The organism is Nocardia uniformis NBRC 13702 (genome assembly GCF_001613345.1).
Taxonomy (GTDB): Bacteria; Actinomycetota; Actinomycetes; order Mycobacteriales; family Mycobacteriaceae; genus Nocardia; species Nocardia uniformis.
The window spans coordinates 39,595-57,787 of the sequence record NZ_BDCE01000023.1 but is presented as its reverse complement, the minus strand read 5'-3'; the positions used below and the strand labels follow the sequence as shown (position 1 = coordinate 57,787).

Sequence of the window (18,193 nt, the reverse complement as noted above, 5' to 3'; positions counted from 1 at the left end):
TCCGAACCAGTACCCGCATCGTCTTTCTGCAGCACACCACGGACCACATCGATATGACCACCGAATCGGAGAGGAGCTTCGTGCCCGCGCAGTCGCCGCGTAGCGGAAGTTCGGCACAGCCGCGTAGCGGAAGTTCGGCACAGCCGCAGCTACTTCGCCCGGCCGCACCACCGGCGACCACCCTGCGTACGGTGGCGGAGCTCACGGGTGCGCGGTTAGCACCGAATGCCCGGTCGACCGATGACGCCGCGGATGTGCGGGTCACCGGGATCGAGCAGCGTTCCAACGCGGTGCAGCCGGGCGATCTGTTCGCCGGACTGGCCGGTGCGCAAGCACACGGCGCCCGATTCGCGAAGGATGCCATTGAGCGCGGCGCGGTCGCGGTATACACCGATGCCGCGGGTGCCGAGCTGATCGGCGCGGTCGATGTCCCGGTCCTGGTGCGCGAGAACCCGCGCGCCGTCCTCGGGGAGCTCTCGTCCGCCCTGTACGGCAACCCGTCCGAGCGGTTGCGCATCATCGGTATCACCGGCACCTCCGGTAAGACCACCACCGCGTACCTGGTGGAAACGGGTCTGGCCGCCGCCGGACTGCGTACCGCGCTGATCGGCACCATCGAGACCCGCATCGGCGGCAATCGGGTGCCGAGCGCGCTCACCACCCCCGAGGCCCCGCAGCTGCACGCCATGTTCGCGGTCATGGTGGAACAGGGTGTGCAGGCCGTGGTCATGGAGGTCTCCAGCCACGCCCTGGCCCTGGGTCGCGTCGACGGCGTCGATTTCGCGGTGGGCGCGTTCACGAATCTGTCGCAGGACCACCTGGATTTCCATGCCGACTTCGAGGACTACTTCGGCGCCAAGCGCCGCCTGTTCGATCCGGCCTCACCGGTCGCGGCGAAGATCGCGGTGGTCTGCGTCGACGACGCCTGGGGGCGGCGACTGGTCGGTGAGATCGAAAACGGCACCCAGGTGGTGACGGTCTCCACCACGGAACCGACTCCGGCCGCGACACCGTCCGGCCCGGCCGCCGCGGAGTCGGCCCGGTGGACCGCGACCGACGTCACCGCCGGACCGGGCGGCACCCAGCAGTTCACCGCCACCCGTGGCGAGGTGAAACTGCCGGTGCGCCTGCGTCTTCCGGGCAGCTACAACATTGCCAACGGCCTGCTCGCGGTCGCCGTGTGCCAGGCCGCCGGGGTCGACGCCGCCGTTGCCGCCACCGCGCTGGCCGAGGTGGATGTCCCCGGCCGCATGCAGCGCGTCGAGGGTGGCCAGGACTTCCTGGCCGTCGTGGACTACGCGCACAAGCCCGCGGCCGTCGAATCCGTAATCGCCACGCTCCGTAGTCATCTCGACGAGCAGGGTGGGGGCCGACTGGCCGTTGTGGTCGGCGCGGGCGGGGATCGCGATGCCGGTAAGCGCCCCCTCATGGGTGCGGCCGGTGCGCGCGGCGCGGATCTGCTGATCATTACCGATGACAATCCGCGTACCGAGGATCCGGCCGCTATTCGCGCCGCGGTCCGCGCGGGAGCCGAAGCCGTGGAGGGCAAGCGCGGCGAGGTGCGGGAGGTGGGGGATCGAGCGGCCGCCATCGGCGCCGCCGTCGACTGGGCGCGACCCGGTGACGCGGTGCTGGTGGCAGGCAAGGGACATGAAACAGGGCAGGAGATTTCGGGTGTGAAGTATCCGTTCGACGACCGCGAGGTGCTCGCGGCGGCCCTGTCGGAGAAGATGAAGGACCTGACGGTTTCATGATCGAAATGACACTGCGGGAAATCGCGGACGTTGTGGGCGGCACGCTGCACGACTGTCCCGACCCGGAGGTGACGGTAACCGGTGCGGTCGAATTCGATTCGCGCCGTATCGGATCCGGCGATCTGTTCCTGGCATTGCCGGGTGAGCGGACCGACGGCCACGACTTCGCTGCGAAGGCGGTGGCCGCGGGTGCGGTGGCGGTACTCGCCGCGCGGCCGGTGGGTGTGCCCGCGATCGTGGTCGAGCCCCGGTCGAGCGGACCCAGCCGCGCCATCGCGCTGGCGCACGACACCGACGGTTCCGGCGCTGCCGTACTGGAGGCCCTTGCCAAGCTGGCTCGGGCCAGTGTGAACCGGCTGGTCGCGGCGGGTGCGCTCACCGTGATCGGCGTGACCGGTTCCTCCGGCAAGACCTCCACCAAGGATCTGCTCGCCGCCGTGCTGGCTCCGCTGGGCCCGGTGGTGGCCCCGCCCGGTTCGTTCAATAACGAGATCGGCCATCCGTGGACGGCATTGCGCGCCAACGCCGAAACCCGTTTCCTGGTTCTCGAACTCTCCGCCCGGGGCCCCGGCCATATTCGCGCGCTCACCGAGATCGCCCCGCCGTCCATCGGTGTGGTGCTCAATGTCGGGGTCGCGCACCTCGGTGAATTCGGTAGCCGCGAAGTGATCGCCCAGACCAAGGGCGAACTGGTGGAAGCACTGCCGTCCACCGGGCTCGCGGTACTCAATGCCGACGATCAGCTCGTCTCGGCGATGTCGGCGCGCACCTCGGCGCGGGTGGTCCAGGTCGGCCTGTCCACCGGCGCGGATGTACGGGCCAGCAATGTGGTGATGGATGACCAGGCACGGGCGAGCTTCACCCTGCACCAGGGTGAGCGGACCGTCGAGGTCTCCCTCGCCGTGCACGGCGAGCACCAGGTGGGCAATGCCCTCGCCGCCGCCGCCGTGGCGCTCGAATGCGGTGCGAACCTCGCCACCATCGCCGCGGCGCTGTCCGGCGCGAACGCCGTCTCCGAGCGCCGCATGGATGTGCGCACCCGGCCCGACGGTGTCACCGTCATCAATGACTCCTACAACGCCAACCCGGATTCGGTGCGCGCCGCCCTCAAGGCGCTCGTCACCATGTCCAAGTCCGGCGCCGACTCGCGTCGCAGCTGGGCGGTGCTAGGCGAAATGGGCGAGCTGGGCGAGGAATCCGTTATCGAGCACGACCGCATCGGTCGGCTCGTCGTGCGTCTGGATGTCGACCGCCTCATCGTGGTCGGGCAGGGACGCCCGCTCCGCGCACTGTGGCAGGGCGCGGTGCAGGAAGGTTCTTGGGGTGAGGAGTCACTACTCGTGCCGGATATCGAATCCGCGATCGCCCTCCTCGACGATGAGGTCGAGGCGGGCGATATCGTGCTGGTGAAAGCCTCGAAGTCCGTGGGTCTGTGGACCGTGGCCGAGCATCTGCTGGAGGCCACCCGATGACCCAGATTCTCTTCGCCGCGGCCATCGCGCTGGCGGTTTCCATTCTGCTGACACCCGTACTCATCACCATGTTCGCCAAACAGGGTTTCGGACAGGAGATTCGGGTCGACGGCCCGGAAAGCCACAAGGCCAAGCGCGGCACCCCCACCATGGGTGGCGTCGCCATCCTGGCCGGTATGTGGGCTGGATATCTCGGTACCCACCTCATCGGTATGAGCTATGACCAGCCCGGGCCGTCGGCGTCCGGTCTGCTGGTCCTGGGCCTGGCGACGGCGCTCGGCGTCGTCGGCTTCCTCGATGACTTCATCAAGATCCGCAAGCAGCGCAACCTCGGCCTCACCGCCGCCGGTAAGTACATCGGGCAGCTGTCCTCGGCCGCCATCTTCGGTGTGCTGGCGCTGAAATTCCGCAATGACGCCGGGCTCACCCCGGCCAGTAGGCATCTGTCCTACGTTCGCGATATCACGACGGTATCGATGAGTGTGGCGATCTTCCTGGCCTTCGTCTGCCTGGTGGTGGTCGCCTGGTCCAATGCGGTGAACCTCACCGATGGCCTGGACGGCCTCGCCGCCGGTTCCATCGCCCTGGTGCTGGGCGCGTACATGATCATTACCTTCTGGCAGTGGCGCAATGCCTGCGTCGACTTCCCGGAGGCGGGCTGCTACAACGTGCGCGATCCGCTGGATCTCGCTCTCGTCTGTGCGGCCGGTGGTGCGGCGTGTATCGGTTTCCTGTGGTGGAACGCGGCTCCCGCGAAGATCTTCATGGGCGATACCGGTTCGCTGGCGCTGGGCGGTCTGCTCGCGGGCCTGTCCATCACCACGCACACCGAGCTGCTGATGATTGTGATCGGTGCGCTCTTCGTAGCGGAGGCGGCGTCGGTGGTATTGCAGGTGGCGGTCTTCCGGACCACTCGGAATCGGTTGTTCAAGATGGCACCGTTCCACCACCATTTCGAATTGAGCGGTTGGGCCGAGACGACAGTGATCATCCGATTCTGGATGCTCGCGGGTATGGCGTCTGCAGTCGGTCTCGGGCTGTTCTACAGCGAGTACTTGTCGGTCGGTTAGGTCTGAGGCGATGGTCGAACATTCTCCGAGGGTCCTCCGGTCACCGGGACCCATGCTCGAATTCCTGCGCGGCCGCGACGTTCTCGTCGCGGGCTGGGGGGTTTCCGGGCGCTCACTCATTGAACCGCTCCAGGACATCGGCGCGCGCCCGGTCGTCACCGACGGCGGGCAGAAGGCCCTGGCCGAAGCGGCCGAACTCGGTTTGGCGACAGCCACTTCCGACGATCTACTCGAACCCGATGCGCTCGATCGGTTCGCGCTGGTGATCACCAGCCCGGGCTGGCGTCCGGATTCGCCGGTCCTGGTCACCGCGGTGACCTCCGGCATTCCGGTCTGGGGCGATGTGGAATTCGCCTGGTGGGTGGATCAGGCGCGGATCTACGGTCCGGTCCGCAAGTGGCTGGTGATCACCGGCACCAATGGCAAGACCACCACCACCCAGATGACGCATTCCATTCTGCGCGCCGCCGGGATCGCCAGCGTCGCGTGCGGCAATATCGGCACCCCCATCCTGGACGCGCTGCGGCGCAATCCGGGACCGCAGGTGCTGGCCGTGGAACTGTCGTCGTTCCAACTGCACTGGGCACCCTCGGTGCGACCCGAAGCCGGCGTCGTGCTGAATGTGGCCGAGGACCACCTGGATTGGCACGGCGGGCTGGACGCCTACGCCGCCGCCAAGGCGCGGGCCCTGACCGGCCGGGTCGGTGTGGTCGGACTCGATGACGCCGTCGCCGCCGCACTGGCGCGAAAGTCCAAGGCGCGCCGCACCGTCGGTTTCCGCATCGGCGTACCCGCCGACGGTGAACTCGGTGTGGTGGACGGCAAACTCCTCGATCGCGCCTTCACCAAGGCCGCCATTCTGGCCGAGGTGGGCGATATCAGCCCGCAGGGTCCGGCCGGGGTGGCCGACGCGCTCGCCGCCGCCGCCCTCACCCGATCCATCGATGTGGCACCGCAATTCGTGAAGGAAGGCCTGCAGGAGCACAAGGTGGGTCCGCACCGGGCCGCCTTCGTGCGCGAACTGGTGGGCGTCGAATTCGTCGATGACTCCAAGGCCACCAATCCGCACGCCGCGCGGTCCTCGATTCTCGCCCACCCCAATGTGATCTGGGTGGCGGGCGGACAGCTCAAGGGCGCGAGCGTCGAGGATCTCGTCGAGGAGGTGCGCGAACATCTCGTCGCCGCCGTGCTGTTCGGTCAGGACGCCGCGGTGATCGCGGCCGCGCTGGCGCGACACGCCCCGGATGTCCCGGTCGTGACGCTGAATTCGGGGCACCATCATGGCATGGTCGCCACCGATCTCGCTGTGCCCGCCGCAACCGATCCGGATGCGGTGATGGTGCGCGCGGTGCGGGCCGCCGCCGAATTCGCCGGGCGCGGTGACACCGTACTGCTCGCACCGGCCGCCGCGTCCCTGGATATGTTCAGCGACTACACCCATCGCGGCCGCAGTTTCGCCGCCGCCGTGGCGGCCCTCGACGAGAAGGACATCGGGAGCCCGCAATGACGGGGCCCCGGCGCGCCGGGAATGAGATGACAACGCGGCGGGCCCGGGCCGGAAGTTGGTTCGGCGCCTGGCTGGCCCGCCCGCTCGCGTCGTTCCATCTCGTGGTCACCATCGCGGTATTGCTGACCGTGCTGGGTTTGGTCATGGTGCTGTCGGCCTCCAGCGTGGAGGCCTATGCCGGGGGCAAATCGGCGTATTCGCTGTTCATTCAGCAGGGTCTGTTCGCCTGCTTCGGCGCGGTGCTGTTCTATATCGCCCTGCGCGTCCCGCTGCGGCTGCTGCGGCAGCTGTCGTTCCCGGTGTTCGCGCTCTCGGTGGTACTGCTCGTGCTCGTGCTGATTCCCGGGATCGGCACCAAGGTGCAGGGTTCGCGGCGCTGGCTCGATATCGGCGTCGTCTCCGTACAGCCGTCGGAGATCGTGAAGATCACCCTGGTGATCTGGGGCGCCCACCTGCTGGCCTCGCGTCGCGCCGAATACGCCGACGGGCATGTGGGATACAAGGAAATCCTGATGCCGCTGGTGCCCGCCGGTCTGCTCGTCTGCTTCCTGGTGGTGCTCGAACCCAACCTGTCCACCACCATCGCGCTCGGTATCGTCCTCGCGGCGCTGCTGTGGTTCGGTGGGCTGCCGCTGCGCATGTTCGTCACCATCGCCGTCTCCGGTGCGGTGGCAGCCGCGATTCTGGCCCTGTCGGCGGGCTATCGCTCCGACCGGATGCGCGCCTTCTTCAATCCGGGCGACGATCCGCAGGGCATCGGCTATCAGGCCCGCCAGGCCCTGTATTCCCTTGCCGACGGCGGGATCTGGGGTCGCGGGCTCGGCCAGAGCCGCGCCAAGTGGAGCTATCTGCCCAATGCCCACAACGATTTCATCTTCGCGATTATCGGCGAAGAACTCGGCTTCCTCGGATGTGCGCTGGTGCTGGGGCTTTTCGCGCTGTTCGCCTATACCGGTCTGCGGATCGCCACCCGATCGGTGGACCCCTTCCTGCGGTTGGTCGCCGCCACCGCCACCACCTGGATCACCGGACAAGCCCTGATCAATATCGGCTATGTCGTCGGTTTGCTGCCGGTGACCGGTCTGCAGCTGCCGCTGGTGTCGGCGGGCGGTTCCTCGCTGGCCATCACCCTGCTCATGTTCGGCATTGTCGCCAACTGCGCCCGGCACGAACCGGAGGCGGTGGCGGCCCTGCACGCCGGACAGGACGGCCGCTTCAGCCGCATGCTGCGCCTGCCGAAACCCGAGATCTACTCGGCGGGCCGCGCCTCGGCCGCCCGGGCCCGCAGCGCCGCGAAGAAGGCGGCGGCGAAGAAGTCCAAGGCGGCGGCCAAGCCGCGGCGCGCACTGCCCCCGACCGGCCGTGGCAGCGCGGACCCGCGCCGCGCGATAGATTCGGACTCATCGCGCCGGCGATCGGCCTCCACCGAATCGTGGCGCAGCACCCGGGCCTGGGAGCCCAGCTATCCGGTGCCGAAACATTCGAGAGAACGGGGAAATTCGAGGTGACAGGGGAGCGGCCGCTCTCGGTGATCGTGGCGGGCGGCGGCACTGCGGGACATATCGAACCCGCGCTGGCCGTGGCCGACGCGCTGCGTCGCATCGACCCGACTATCCGAGTGACCGCGCTCGGCACCCAGCGCGGACTCGAAACCCGCCTGGTGCCCGAACGCGGTTATCCGCTGGAACTGATTCCGCCGGTGCCGCTGCCGCGCAAACCCACCATGGACCTGGTGAAACTGCCGGGCCGGGTGCGGGCTTCGGTGACCCGCGCCCGCGAGATCATCGATGCCGTCGAGGCGGATGTCGTCTTCGGTGTCGGCGGCTATGTGGCGCTGCCCGCGTATCTGGCGGCCGGGCGCGGTGTGCTGCGCCGTCGTCGGGCGGTGCCGGTGGTGGTGCACGAGGCCAATGCCATGGCGGGGATCGCCAATAAGGTCGGCGCGCGCATCGCGGCGCGGGTACTGGCGGCGGTGCCGAATTCGGGTGTCGCGGCGCGTGGTCGCGCCGACGCCGAGGTCGTCGGCATTCCGGTGCGCGGGTCCATCTCCGCGCTCGACCGGGCGGCGCTGCGTGCCCAGGCGCGTGCGGAATTCGGCCTGCCCGCCGAGGGACCGGTACTGCTGGTCTTCGGCGGCTCCCAGGGCGCGCGCACCCTCAATGAGGGCGTGTCGGGCGCGGCGCGGCAGCTCACCGCCGCCGGCATCTCGGTGCTGCACGCGCACGGTCCGAAGAACACCCTGACCCTCGACGGCATCGAGGAATCCGATGCGGTCGCGGATACGGCGAAATACCGTGCCCTGCCGTACCTCTCGCGGATGGATCTGGCCTACGCCGCCGCGGACGCGGTGGTCTGTCGCTCCGGCGCCATGACCGTCGCCGAGGTGTCGGCGGTGGGTCTGCCCGCCTTCTACGTGCCGCTGCCGCACGGCAATGGCGAACAGGAACTCAATGCTCGGCCGGTGGTCGCCGCGGGAGGTGGCAGAATCGTCGTGGACGCGGAGTTGACTCCGGAATACGTAATCGACGAGGTGATACCGCTGCTCATGGATTCCGATCGGCTGACGGCAATGGGACGCGCGGCGGCGAACGCCGGACACCGCGACGCCGCCGACGAGGTAGCGCGCATTGTGCTGGAGGTGGCGGGCCGATGACGGAGGATGTGGCGGCGGCAGCGCGGGATTCGATCGAGCAGAGCACCGATCTGCCCGATGACCTGCACCGCGTGCATATGATCGGCATCGGCGGTGCGGGTATGTCCGGCATCGCCCGCATTCTGCTCTCCCGCGGCGGACTCGTCTCCGGCTCCGACGCCAAGGAGAGCCGCGGCGTGCTGGCGCTGCGGGCGCGCGGCGCGCAGGTGCGCATCGGCCACGACGCCAGCGCCCTGGATCTGCTACCCGGTGGGCCGACGGTCGTCGTCACCACCTACGCGGCCATTCCCAAGACAAATCCGGAACTGGTGGAAGCGAATCGGCGCGGCATTCCCATCCTGATGCGGCCGACCGTGCTGGCCTCGCTCATGCGGGGCCATCGCACCCTGCTGGTATCGGGCACGCACGGTAAGACCTCCACCACCTCCATGCTCGTGGTGGCCTTGCAGCACTGCGGATTCGATCCGTCCTTCGCGGTCGGCGGCGAACTCAACGAGGCCGGCACCAATGCCCACCACGGCACCGGCGGTATCTTCGTCGCCGAGGCCGACGAGAGCGACGGTTCGCTGCTGCAGTACGCGCCCGATGTCGCGGTGGTCACCAATATCGAATCCGACCACCTCGACTACTTCGGCACCGACGAGGCCTATGTCCAGGTCTTCGACGATTTCGTCGATCGTCTCGTACCCGGCGGGAAACTCGTGGTGTGCCTGGACGATCCGGGCTCGCTCGCCCTCGCCGAACGTACCGTGGCCCGGCTCGCCGACGATCCGCGCGCGATCGAGGTGATCGGTTACGGGTCCGGCGATTTCAGTGGAACCGGACTGCCCGTCGGTGCGCAGATGCATTCGTGGGAGCCGCGCGATGTCGGTGGCGTCCTGCAGTTCCAACTGTCGGACGAGGCCGCACCGCGCACGCTGCGGCTGTCGGTACCCGGCCGCCATATGGCCCTCAACGCGCTCGGCGCACTGCTCGCCGCCAAGGCCGGTGGCGCCGATATCGGCGAAATCATCCAGGGTCTCGAAGGTTTCGGTGGTGTGCACCGGCGCTTCCAACTCACCGGCCGGGAAAACGGCGTGCGCGTTTTCGACGACTACGCCCACCATCCCACCGAGGTGCGCGCCGTACTCGGCGCCGCCGCGGAACTGGTGGCGCAGGAGGCACGCGACGGCGCCCGATCGCGTCAGGGCCGGGTGATCGTGGTCTTCCAACCGCACTTGTACAGCCGCACCGCCACTTTCGCGGCCGAGTTCGGGGCCGCCCTCGGCCTCGCCGACGAGGTCGTGGTGCTCGATGTCTACGGTGCGCGCGAGGAGCCGCTGCCGGGCGTCAATGGCGCGCTGGTGGCGCAGTCGGTCACCAAACCCGTGCACTACCAGCCGGATATGTCGCGGGTGGGCCGTCAGGTGGCGGCGCTGGCCCGGCCCGGTGATGTCGTGATCACCATGGGCGCCGGTGATGTCACCATGCTCGGCAGCCAGATCCTCGACGGGCTGCGGGCGCGGCCCTCACACGGGCGGTGAATCGGGGATGAGACGCGGGGGAGCCGATACCGAATCCGATCACCGGACCGGTGCGTCGGAGGACGCGAGCGGGGCGTACGACGAGCCGGGCAGTGAATCCGCCGCCCGTCGCGCCCGGCTGCGGCGCAATCGGGCCGACCCGTGGTGGTCGCACACCTGGCAATCGCGGCGGGTTCGGATCGGCGTGGCCGCCGGAGCCGTCGTCGCGCTGATACTGGGTTCGGTGGCCTACTTCTCGCCGATCCTGTCGGTGCGCTCGGTGCGGGTCGAGGGTCTGTCGGCGGTCACCGAACAGCAGGTCCTGGAGGCACTTCAGATGCCCGAGGGCCGCTCCATACTGCGTATCGACACCAGTGAGCTGGCGCAGCGCGTCGCGCGGCTGCCCAAGGTGAGTTCGGTCCGCGTGCAGCGGAACCTCCCCTCGTCGGTGCGGGTGACGGTGGCCGAACGCATCGCCGTACTGTTCTTCGAAGCACCCGACGGTGCGCACCTGATCGATTCCGAGAGCGTGGAATTCGCTATCGAACCGGCACCCATCGGGGTGCCGAAACTGGTGACCGAGCATCCGGGTGGCAACGACCCCGTGACCAGGGCCGCGGTCACGGTTCTCAATGCCGTTCCGGGCACCCTGCGCTTCGACGTGGGACAGATTGTGGCCCGCTCGGTTTCGGATATCGAGCTCGAGCTGCGTGATGGGCGTACCGTGCTCTGGGGAGGGCCGGGCGATTCCGAGCGCAAGGCGGCGGTGGTCGTCCCGCTACTGACGCAGCCCGGCGACGTGTTCGATATATCGACACCGAATCTCGTCACGGTAAAGTGAGCGATACCCTTTGAGCCACCGGAATTTTCGGTGGTTGCCCGAGACGTTTCCGATTGTCATCCCGACACCGGAGAGCAACCGTCCACGATACGATGCGAGGCGGGCCGTACGAGCGGGATCACATAAGATTCTCAATATCGTTTCGGCGCGCCTGCACGCGTATCGCGGTGGCTGCGAATAGCGTTCTGCAACAGTCGGATACTTGACATAATGCTGAACCTGTGGTTGAGAGTTTATAAGACCGAGACCAAATTAGGTTCCGGCGTACGTCGAGCATCCGAAGACAACAAGCTTTTTGGATCGAAGGAAGGCGAGAGTCCATGACGCCCCCGCACAACTACCTTGCAGTGATCAAGGTCGTCGGTATCGGCGGCGGCGGCGTCAACGCCGTCAATCGAATGATCGAACAGGGACTCAAGGGAGTCGAGTTCATCGCGGTCAATACCGACGCGCAGGCGCTGCTGATGAGTGATGCGGACGTCAAGCTCGACGTCGGCCGTGAACTCACCCGCGGCCTCGGCGCCGGTGCCGATCCGGAGGTCGGCCGCAAGGCCGCCGAAGACCACAAGGACGAGATCGAAGAGGTGCTCAAGGGCGCCGATATGGTCTTCGTGACCGCCGGCGAGGGTGGTGGCACCGGTACCGGTGGCGCCCCGGTCGTCGCGAGTATCGCCCGCAAGCTCGGCGCACTCACCATCGGCGTGGTGACGCGGCCGTTCTCCTTCGAGGGCAAGCGCCGCTCGAATCAGGCCGAGGCCGGGATCCAGTCGCTGCGCGAATCCTGCGACACCCTCATCGTCATCCCCAACGACCGGCTGCTGCAGCTCGGTGATGCGGCGGTGAGCCTGATGGACGCCTTCCGCTCCGCCGATGAGGTGCTACTCAATGGTGTTCAGGGCATTACCGACCTGATCACCACCCCCGGTCTGATCAACGTCGACTTCGCGGACGTCAAGTCCGTCATGTCCGGTGCGGGCAGCGCCCTCATGGGTATCGGCTCCGCGCGCGGTGAGGGTCGCTCGGTGAAGGCCGCCGAATCCGCCATCAACTCGCCACTGCTGGAAGCGTCCATGGACGGTGCGCACGGTGTGCTGCTCTCCATCGCGGGTGGTTCCGATCTCGGCCTCTTCGAGATCAACGAGGCGGCCTCGCTGGTGCAGGAAGCCGCCCACATCGAAGCCAACATCATCTTCGGTACGGTCATCGACGACTCCTTGGGAGACGAAGTTCGAGTGACTGTGATCGCCGCGGGTTTTGACGGTAGCGGCCCTGCGCGCCGCATCGAGACCGGTATCGCCCGCACCACCACCATCGGTGCGGCCAGTGCGGGTGGAATGGGCCAGACCCCGCCCGCGCGTACCCCCGAATACACCCCGCCCCGCGCTCCGGAGCCGGTTCGTTCCGAGCCGGTCCAGCAGCCGCAGGAGGCCCCCGTCTCGCGCGGCCCGGCCCCGTCCTACGGCCAGCCCCGCCCGGCCGCCGACCCGACACTCACCCACAACAACCGCTCACACATCCAGCCGCCGGACGCGGACGACGACGATGTGGACGTCCCCTCGTTCATGCGCCGCTGACCTGAACTGAATCAACACCGCCGCACCGGCCTCCGACTTACGGAGGCCGGTGCGCTGTCGTGAGGGCACCAGGACGGTGCGCCGTCGTGGCGGCACCGCGAGCTGCGGCCTGCCGCCGCCGTCCAGCGGGCAGTCGCCCGCGGGGGCCGTCACTCATCTCCGTCATTCCGGCGTGCTTTCGGCCCGAACCCACGCCCCGAGTCGACGAGCGTCCGGCCGCGCCAGGGTGGCGGAGCCCTCGTCCGCCCACCTGCTAGCGTGGCCGGTCGTTAGGTTGCCCGAAGATAACGGGAATCTTCATGGGCCCTGTGGCCGCGATCAGGAGGACTACATGACCAGCACGTTGCGACGCACCACCCGCTGCGTAATCGCGATTGCGGCGACCGGGTGCCTCGGTGCGGCTGGGATCGCGCACGCCACCGGCGGCGTACAGCTCGTCGCCGCCGAGAATCTGGTCGCCAACCCCACCTTCGCCGAGGGTGTCCGGGGCTGGGAGGCGCACCTGCACAATGCCGATGTCAATGGCGGCAATGCCGTCGTGCACGACAACGGCTATGTCGGACAGGATGTCCCGGTCACCAAGGGCTCGGAGTACACCGTCTCCATGCGCGTCGGCGCGGCCCCCGGCGGCGGTGTGCTCGCCCTGGCCCTCGATTCGGTCACCAGCGTCGCCTACCTCAGTCGCACCGTGACCGATCCCGCCCCCACCACGGTCACCCAGACCTTCACCGCCACCGGCGACACCGTGTACCTCGCCTGCCAGGCCACCTCCACCCCCGGCGGCTGGTGCGGCGACTTCAGCGTCGTCGCCACCGGCAATACCGGCGGCGGCACCGGTTCGGCGGGCAGCTCGTCGGGTTCCTCCGGTTCGGCCAGCGGTTCCTCGGGCTCGGCCGGCTGAGCCGCCGGAGCTCCGTTCGCCGCGACGGTCTGCGCACCCGCCCGCGCCGAGCGTCTCGACCTCGGCGGCGTCTCGACAGCGGAATGAGCTCGAATCCCAGTCCTTGGCGGCGTGGACATGTTCGATGCCCACGGCCGTCGTCGAGTTCCATTCCGGCGCGCGCCTGTTCGGCGGTGGGGAGCCGTTCGTCGCCCAACACACATCTCGTCATTCCGGCGTGCGTTTGGCCGGAATCCACACCCCTGGCAGTGGTGGATCCCGGCCAAAAACGTGCCGGGATGACGGAGCGTGCCGGGATGACGGAGCATGCCGCGCCCTCGACCGCTTCGGGCGGCATCGCGGCGGCGGCGGCGATCGGATGCCGCAGCCCGGATGACGGAGTGTGCCGGATGACGGAGTATGTCGGATGTCGGATCGCGCCGTCTGGCTCACTGTCGGTGCCGACTTCACCGCCTGAGCCGTTCGTCACCTGACGGATCTCGCACCAGCCTTCGGTGCCGGGTTGCCCGGTGGTGGCTACTACCCTCGGGGGTATGACTGCTGCTGGATCGGTGCTGCGTACTCGGCGAGTGACAACCACACGGGCGGGCGGGTTCTCGAAAGCCCCCTACGAATCGTTCAATCTCGGGGATCACGTGGGGGACGATCCGGAGGCCGTGCGCCGCAATCGCTTGCGTCTGGCCGAGAGCATCGGGCTGCCGCCGGAGCGGCTCATCTGGATGGAACAGATCCACGGCCGCACGGTGGAGATCGTGGATGGTCCGCGCACCGAGCCGGTTCCCACGACCGATGCGATCGTGACGACCCAGCCCGATCTGGCCCTGGTGGTACTCAGCGCCGACTGCGTGCCCATCCTGCTCTCCGATGACGAGGCCGGGGTGATCGCGGCCGTGCACGCCGGCCGGATCGGCGCGCGGATCGGGATTGTGCCGCGCGTCCTCGACGTCATGATCTCCCTCGGCGCGAAGCCGGAGCGCATCGGCGCCTTCCTCGGCCCGGCCGCCAGTGGCCGCCAGTACGAGGTGCCCGCCGCCATGCGCGCCGATGTGGAGCGGCATCTGCCGGGCAGCGCCACCACCACCGTGCGCAAAACTCCCGGCCTGGATCTGCGCGCGGGTATCCGTCGGCAGCTGGAGGCCGCGGGTGTCGGCGCCGTCGCCGTGGACCCGCGCTGCACCATCGAGGACAAAACCCTCTTCTCGCACCGCCGCGGCGCGCCGACCGGTCGAATTGCCGGTGTGATTTGGATGTCATCGGAGGGGGAGAGCGCATGACCGCCGAATCACCCACCGCGGCAAGGGGTTCCGAAACCACCGACGAGACGCACGTCACCGCGCGCACCGCCGAGCTCTCGACCAATCTCGCCAGCCTCACCGCACGCATCGACGCAGCATGCCGGGCGGTTGGGCGGGAAGTCGGCTCGGTACGATTACTTCCGGTAACGAAATTCCACCCGGCCTCGGATATCGAAATCCTCTATGGACTCGGCTGTCGTGAATTCGGCGAATCGCGCGAGCAGGAGGCCACCGCGAAAGTGGCGCAATTGGGACACCTGTCCCATGTGTGCTGGGAATTCATCGGCCGCCTGCAGCGCAATAAGGTGAAACATGTTGCACGCTGGGCAAATACGGTCAATTCGGTCGATAGCGACCGCTTGGCAGGTGCCCTTGACGCCGCCGTCGGCGCGGCGCTCGAGGCGGAGGAGCGGACCACTCCCATGCGCGTCCTACTGCAAGTCAGCCTCGACGGAGACACCACCCGCGGCGGGGTCGTCTCAGACGATCTTCCGGCCCTCGCCGATTACGTCGAATCTTCGGCATCGTTGCAGCTAGGGGGCCTGATGGCGATTCCTCCGCTGGGTGCCGACCCGGACCGCGAGTTCGCCCGACTCGCCCAACTACATACGCGTCTTTTAACGGCACATCCCCAGGCCAGCGAGCTGTCCGCGGGCATGTCAAGCGATTTGGAGGCCGCCGTTCGCCACGGATCGACATGTGTGCGTGTCGGAACCGCGTTGATGGGCGAACGACCGATAACCTCGGCCTAGCAAACAAACCTCATCAGTCACATTTGAAACATATGCTGGGTGACGGACGAGGACTGAGCAGGACTTCAACACCCCAGGCCAACCGGGGCCGAAGGAAGGTCGACCAGTATGAGCGAGCGTAGCGAGCGAGTCGATAACGCAGCCACGAGCGTGCTCGTGCTGGAACCGAGCGCTAGCGAGGTGGAAGCATGAGCACGCTGCACAAGTTCAAGGCGTACTTCGGCATGGTTCCGCTCGAGGATTACGAAGACGATTACGTCGACGACCGCGGGGTGGGCGGGCAACTCCGGGGTGCTGTCGACGAACGCGGCTCTCGCCGGCCCCGTCCGCGTGAATATGAGCGCGAATACGATCGGTACGCCGATGAGCGCTACGACGACGAGCCCGGCTACGCGCCGGAGCCCGCGTACAAGGCCCCGTACCAACCGGGGTACAGCGTGGCGCGTCGTGATGATTACGCCGATGCCTACGAAGAGGATCGGTACGAGGCACCGCGTCGTCCGACCCGGATAGATACCGCCCCGTCCAGCCGCACCCGCAGCATGGGTGGCGGTATGGGTGGCGGCGCCGCGATGGTGCGCGGCACGACCCGTGGTGCGCTGGCGGTGGATCCGGAAGCCGAGCGGCGCATGGAGGAGCTGCAGCGGATGGAGGAGCGCCGGATCGAGCCGCCGGCCCCTCGCCGGTCCGGGCTCTTCGAGGAGGGCGGCCCCATGTCCAAGATCACGACGCTGCGACCCAGCACCTACGCCGAGGCCGCGATTATCGGTGAGCGTTTTCGCGACGGCACTCCGGTGATCATGGACCTGGTTGAAATGAGCAATTCCGACGCCCGTCGGCTGGTCGACTTCGCGGCCGGTCTGGCGTTCGCGCTGCGTGGGTCGTTCGACAAGGTGGCCACCAAGGTGTTCCTGCTCTCACCGGCCGACGTCGACGTATCGGCGGAAGAGCGTCGGCGCATCGCCGAAACCGGTTTCTACAACCAAAAATAGAGCGCTCTCATAAGGGTGCGGCTATGATGCCGCACCCTTCGTCATGTGTTGGCTCGGTCAACTGCCAGCGGGTGGAAGGCCGGTCGTTCTGATCGGCGCGCACATTTTGCAGGACACCAATTTTCAGGCAGAGTGAACGGGTGGCCCTGTTCCAGGTGTTGTACCTGCTTCTGTTCCTCTTCTGGTTGCTGCTGATCAGCAGAGTGATCGTCGAGTTCATTCGCGCGTTCGCGCGGGACTGGAAGCCTACGGGCTTCGTCGTCATCATCCTGGAGGTGATCTTCACGATCACGGATCCTCCGGTGAAACTGCTGAGGCGTTTGATACCCCCAGTGAATCTTGGGGGAATTCGCCTCGATCTGTCGATTATGGTCCTGCTTTTCATCGTCTTCATCTTGATGTCTTACGCGGGCAGCCAAGGCACCGCGTAGCTGAGATGTGACAGAATGGGCCGAGAAGAAAGCTTGTCTGATCTAGTGCTAGATCTCCGTACGAAGCGTGAAGGGATCCGTCCATGCCGCTGACCCCAGCCGATGTGCACAACGTCGCGTTCAGCAAACCACCGATCGGGAAGCGCGGCTACAACGAGGATGAAGTCGACGCCTTCCTCGACCTGGTCGAGCAGGAGCTCTCACGTCTCATCGAAGAGAACGCCGATCTGCGCCAGCGGGTCGCCGAACTCGACGCGGAACTCGCTGATGCCAAGAAGAATCGCGGTCCGGTCCAGGCCGTGAAGCAGGCTCCGCCGCCGGAGCCGCCCAAACCCCAGCCTGTGCCGCAGCCGGCCCCGATGCCGGTCGCCGCACCCGTGGCCCAGAAGGACGCCCCGTCCGCGGATGCGAATCTGCAGGCCGCCAAGGTGCTTTCGCTCGCACAGGAGATGGCCGACCGCCTCACCTCCGACGCCAAGACCGAGGCCGAGCAGTTGCTGGCCAATGCCAGGGCCAACTCCGAGCGTCTGGTCAGCGACGCGCGTACCCGCTCCGAGGCCATGATCTCCGATGCCCGGCAGAAGGCCGAGGCCATGCTGTCGGACGCGCAGACCCGGTCGGATAACCAGCTGCGCCAGGCCAAGGAGAAGGCCGACACCCTGCAGGCCGATGCCGAGCGCAAGCACACCGAGATAATGGCCACCATCACCCAGCAGCGCAGCGTGCTGGAGAGCCGGATCGAGCAGCTCAAGACCTTCGAGCGGGAGTACCGCGTGCGGCTGAAGTCCTACCTGGAATCGCAGCTCGAGGAGCTGGAGAACCGCGGTTCCGCGGTGCCGGTCGACGGTGGCGAATTCGGCGAGGGCCCGTCCGGGAACGGCGCACTTCTCAAGGGTGGCAAGTAAAGCCGCCCTGACGGCGCTCCCGGGCGCTGCGCTGGGTAGAAAGACAGTGCAGCGCCACCACCGGTTCGGACGCCATCGACACAGTACGAGGGGTTACCCGTGCTCGTTGTGACGCTCGGCCTCGCGGCGGTGGGCTTCGGCCTCTTGGTTGCCGCCCTGACCACCGGTTCGGTGATCTGGGCGTGGGCCTGCATTATCGTCTGCGTACTCGGCGCGGTCCTGTTGCTGGCAAGCGCGCTGGCCATGCGCCAGGACACCGAGGATGCGCAGTCGCGGCCCGGGGGGAAGCACGCGAAGCACTAGCGACGCGTGGCGGTGATCTCGAGCGTGGGTCCCAGGAATAACCCCTGGACCGCGCTCGCTAGACTTGAAACATCAGTACGGCGTTGATCCGGCAATCACCGGGGAGTCTTCGGAAGAACGGCAGCGGGTTCGCCCGCGGCTCAGTAGAACCGAACGGGTGAGCCCGTCACAGCTCACTATGAGAGGTTCTGTCCTCCCCGATACCAGGGGGGAGTGGCCGGACAAGCGGGGTGGTACCGCG

At 67.5% G+C, this 18,193-nt stretch carries 16 protein-coding genes; all 16 read left to right on the top strand.

Features of this window, described 5'->3' with window-relative positions; translation table 11 throughout:
• Positions 1 to 53 precede the first annotated feature (53 nt).
• Entirely contained in the window at positions 54 to 1,754 is a 1,701-nt protein-coding gene (locus NU1_RS07350; RefSeq protein ID WP_084521060.1) for a UDP-N-acetylmuramoyl-L-alanyl-D-glutamate--2,6-diaminopimelate ligase, read from the top strand.
• Entirely contained in the window at positions 1,751 to 3,226 is a 1,476-nt protein-coding gene (locus tag NU1_RS07345; protein ID WP_067518684.1) for a UDP-N-acetylmuramoyl-tripeptide--D-alanyl-D-alanine ligase, read from the top strand. The genes NU1_RS07350 and NU1_RS07345 overlap by 4 nt, the downstream gene beginning before the upstream one ends.
• Positions 3,223 to 4,296: a phospho-N-acetylmuramoyl-pentapeptide-transferase gene (mraY, locus tag NU1_RS07340; protein ID WP_067518682.1), complete on the top strand. Its 1,074-nt coding sequence runs from the start codon at positions 3,223 to 3,225 to the stop codon at positions 4,294 to 4,296. Before NU1_RS07345 ends, mraY begins: the two co-directional genes overlap by 4 nt.
• 52 nt (positions 4,297 to 4,348) lie before the next feature.
• Positions 4,349 to 5,803 carry a UDP-N-acetylmuramoyl-L-alanine--D-glutamate ligase gene (gene murD, locus NU1_RS07335; protein ID WP_067518680.1) on the top strand — a complete coding sequence of 485 codons (1,455 nt, stop codon included), beginning with the start codon at positions 4,349 to 4,351 and terminating at the stop codon, positions 5,801 to 5,803.
• Positions 5,800 to 7,311, top strand: coding sequence for a putative lipid II flippase FtsW (ftsW, locus tag NU1_RS07330; protein WP_371859773.1), 1,512 nt, complete (start codon positions 5,800 to 5,802; stop codon positions 7,309 to 7,311). Before murD ends, ftsW begins: the two co-directional genes overlap by 4 nt.
• Positions 7,308 to 8,456, top strand: a complete 1,149-nt coding sequence (gene murG, locus NU1_RS07325) for an undecaprenyldiphospho-muramoylpentapeptide beta-N-acetylglucosaminyltransferase (protein WP_067518678.1) — start codon at positions 7,308 to 7,310, stop codon at positions 8,454 to 8,456. Before ftsW ends, murG begins: the two co-directional genes overlap by 4 nt.
• The gene (gene murC, locus NU1_RS07320; protein WP_067518676.1) at positions 8,453 to 9,979 is read left to right on the top strand and encodes a UDP-N-acetylmuramate--L-alanine ligase; all 1,527 of its coding nucleotides are present in this window, start codon (positions 8,453 to 8,455) and stop codon (positions 9,977 to 9,979) included. Before murG ends, murC begins: the two co-directional genes overlap by 4 nt.
• Before the next feature lie 7 nt (positions 9,980 to 9,986).
• Positions 9,987 to 10,799 carry a cell division protein FtsQ/DivIB gene (locus tag NU1_RS07315; protein WP_084521059.1) on the top strand — a complete coding sequence of 271 codons (813 nt, stop codon included), beginning with the start codon at positions 9,987 to 9,989 and terminating at the stop codon, positions 10,797 to 10,799.
• Between the two features lie 320 nt (positions 10,800 to 11,119).
• Positions 11,120 to 12,373, top strand: a complete 1,254-nt coding sequence (ftsZ, locus tag NU1_RS07310) for a cell division protein FtsZ (protein ID WP_067518674.1) — start codon at positions 11,120 to 11,122, stop codon at positions 12,371 to 12,373.
• Between the two features lie 331 nt (positions 12,374 to 12,704).
• Positions 12,705 to 13,274, top strand: coding sequence for a hypothetical protein (locus NU1_RS07305; RefSeq protein WP_067518672.1), 570 nt, complete (start codon positions 12,705 to 12,707; stop codon positions 13,272 to 13,274).
• 533 nt (positions 13,275 to 13,807) lie between these two features.
• Entirely contained in the window at positions 13,808 to 14,548 is a 741-nt protein-coding gene (gene pgeF, locus NU1_RS07300; protein WP_067518670.1) for a peptidoglycan editing factor PgeF, read from the top strand.
• Positions 14,545 to 15,321, top strand: coding sequence for a YggS family pyridoxal phosphate-dependent enzyme (locus NU1_RS07295; RefSeq protein ID WP_067518668.1), 777 nt, complete (start codon positions 14,545 to 14,547; stop codon positions 15,319 to 15,321). The genes pgeF and NU1_RS07295 overlap by 4 nt, the downstream gene beginning before the upstream one ends.
• 188 nt (positions 15,322 to 15,509) lie before the next feature.
• Positions 15,510 to 16,313 carry a cell division protein SepF gene (locus NU1_RS07290; RefSeq protein ID WP_067518666.1) on the top strand — a complete coding sequence of 268 codons (804 nt, stop codon included), beginning with the start codon at positions 15,510 to 15,512 and terminating at the stop codon, positions 16,311 to 16,313.
• A 140-nt stretch (positions 16,314 to 16,453) separates the two neighbouring features.
• Entirely contained in the window at positions 16,454 to 16,744 is a 291-nt protein-coding gene (locus NU1_RS07285) for a YggT family protein (RefSeq protein ID WP_067518664.1), read from the top strand.
• 83 nt (positions 16,745 to 16,827) lie between these two features.
• Positions 16,828 to 17,649: a DivIVA-like cell division protein Wag31 gene (gene wag31, locus NU1_RS07280; protein WP_067518662.1), complete on the top strand. Its 822-nt coding sequence runs from the start codon at positions 16,828 to 16,830 to the stop codon at positions 17,647 to 17,649.
• 99 nt (positions 17,650 to 17,748) lie between these two features.
• On the top strand, positions 17,749 to 17,952 hold the full coding sequence (locus tag NU1_RS07275) for a hypothetical protein (protein WP_067518660.1): 204 nt from the start codon (positions 17,749 to 17,751) through the stop codon (positions 17,950 to 17,952).
• Positions 17,953 to 18,193 lie beyond the last annotated feature (241 nt).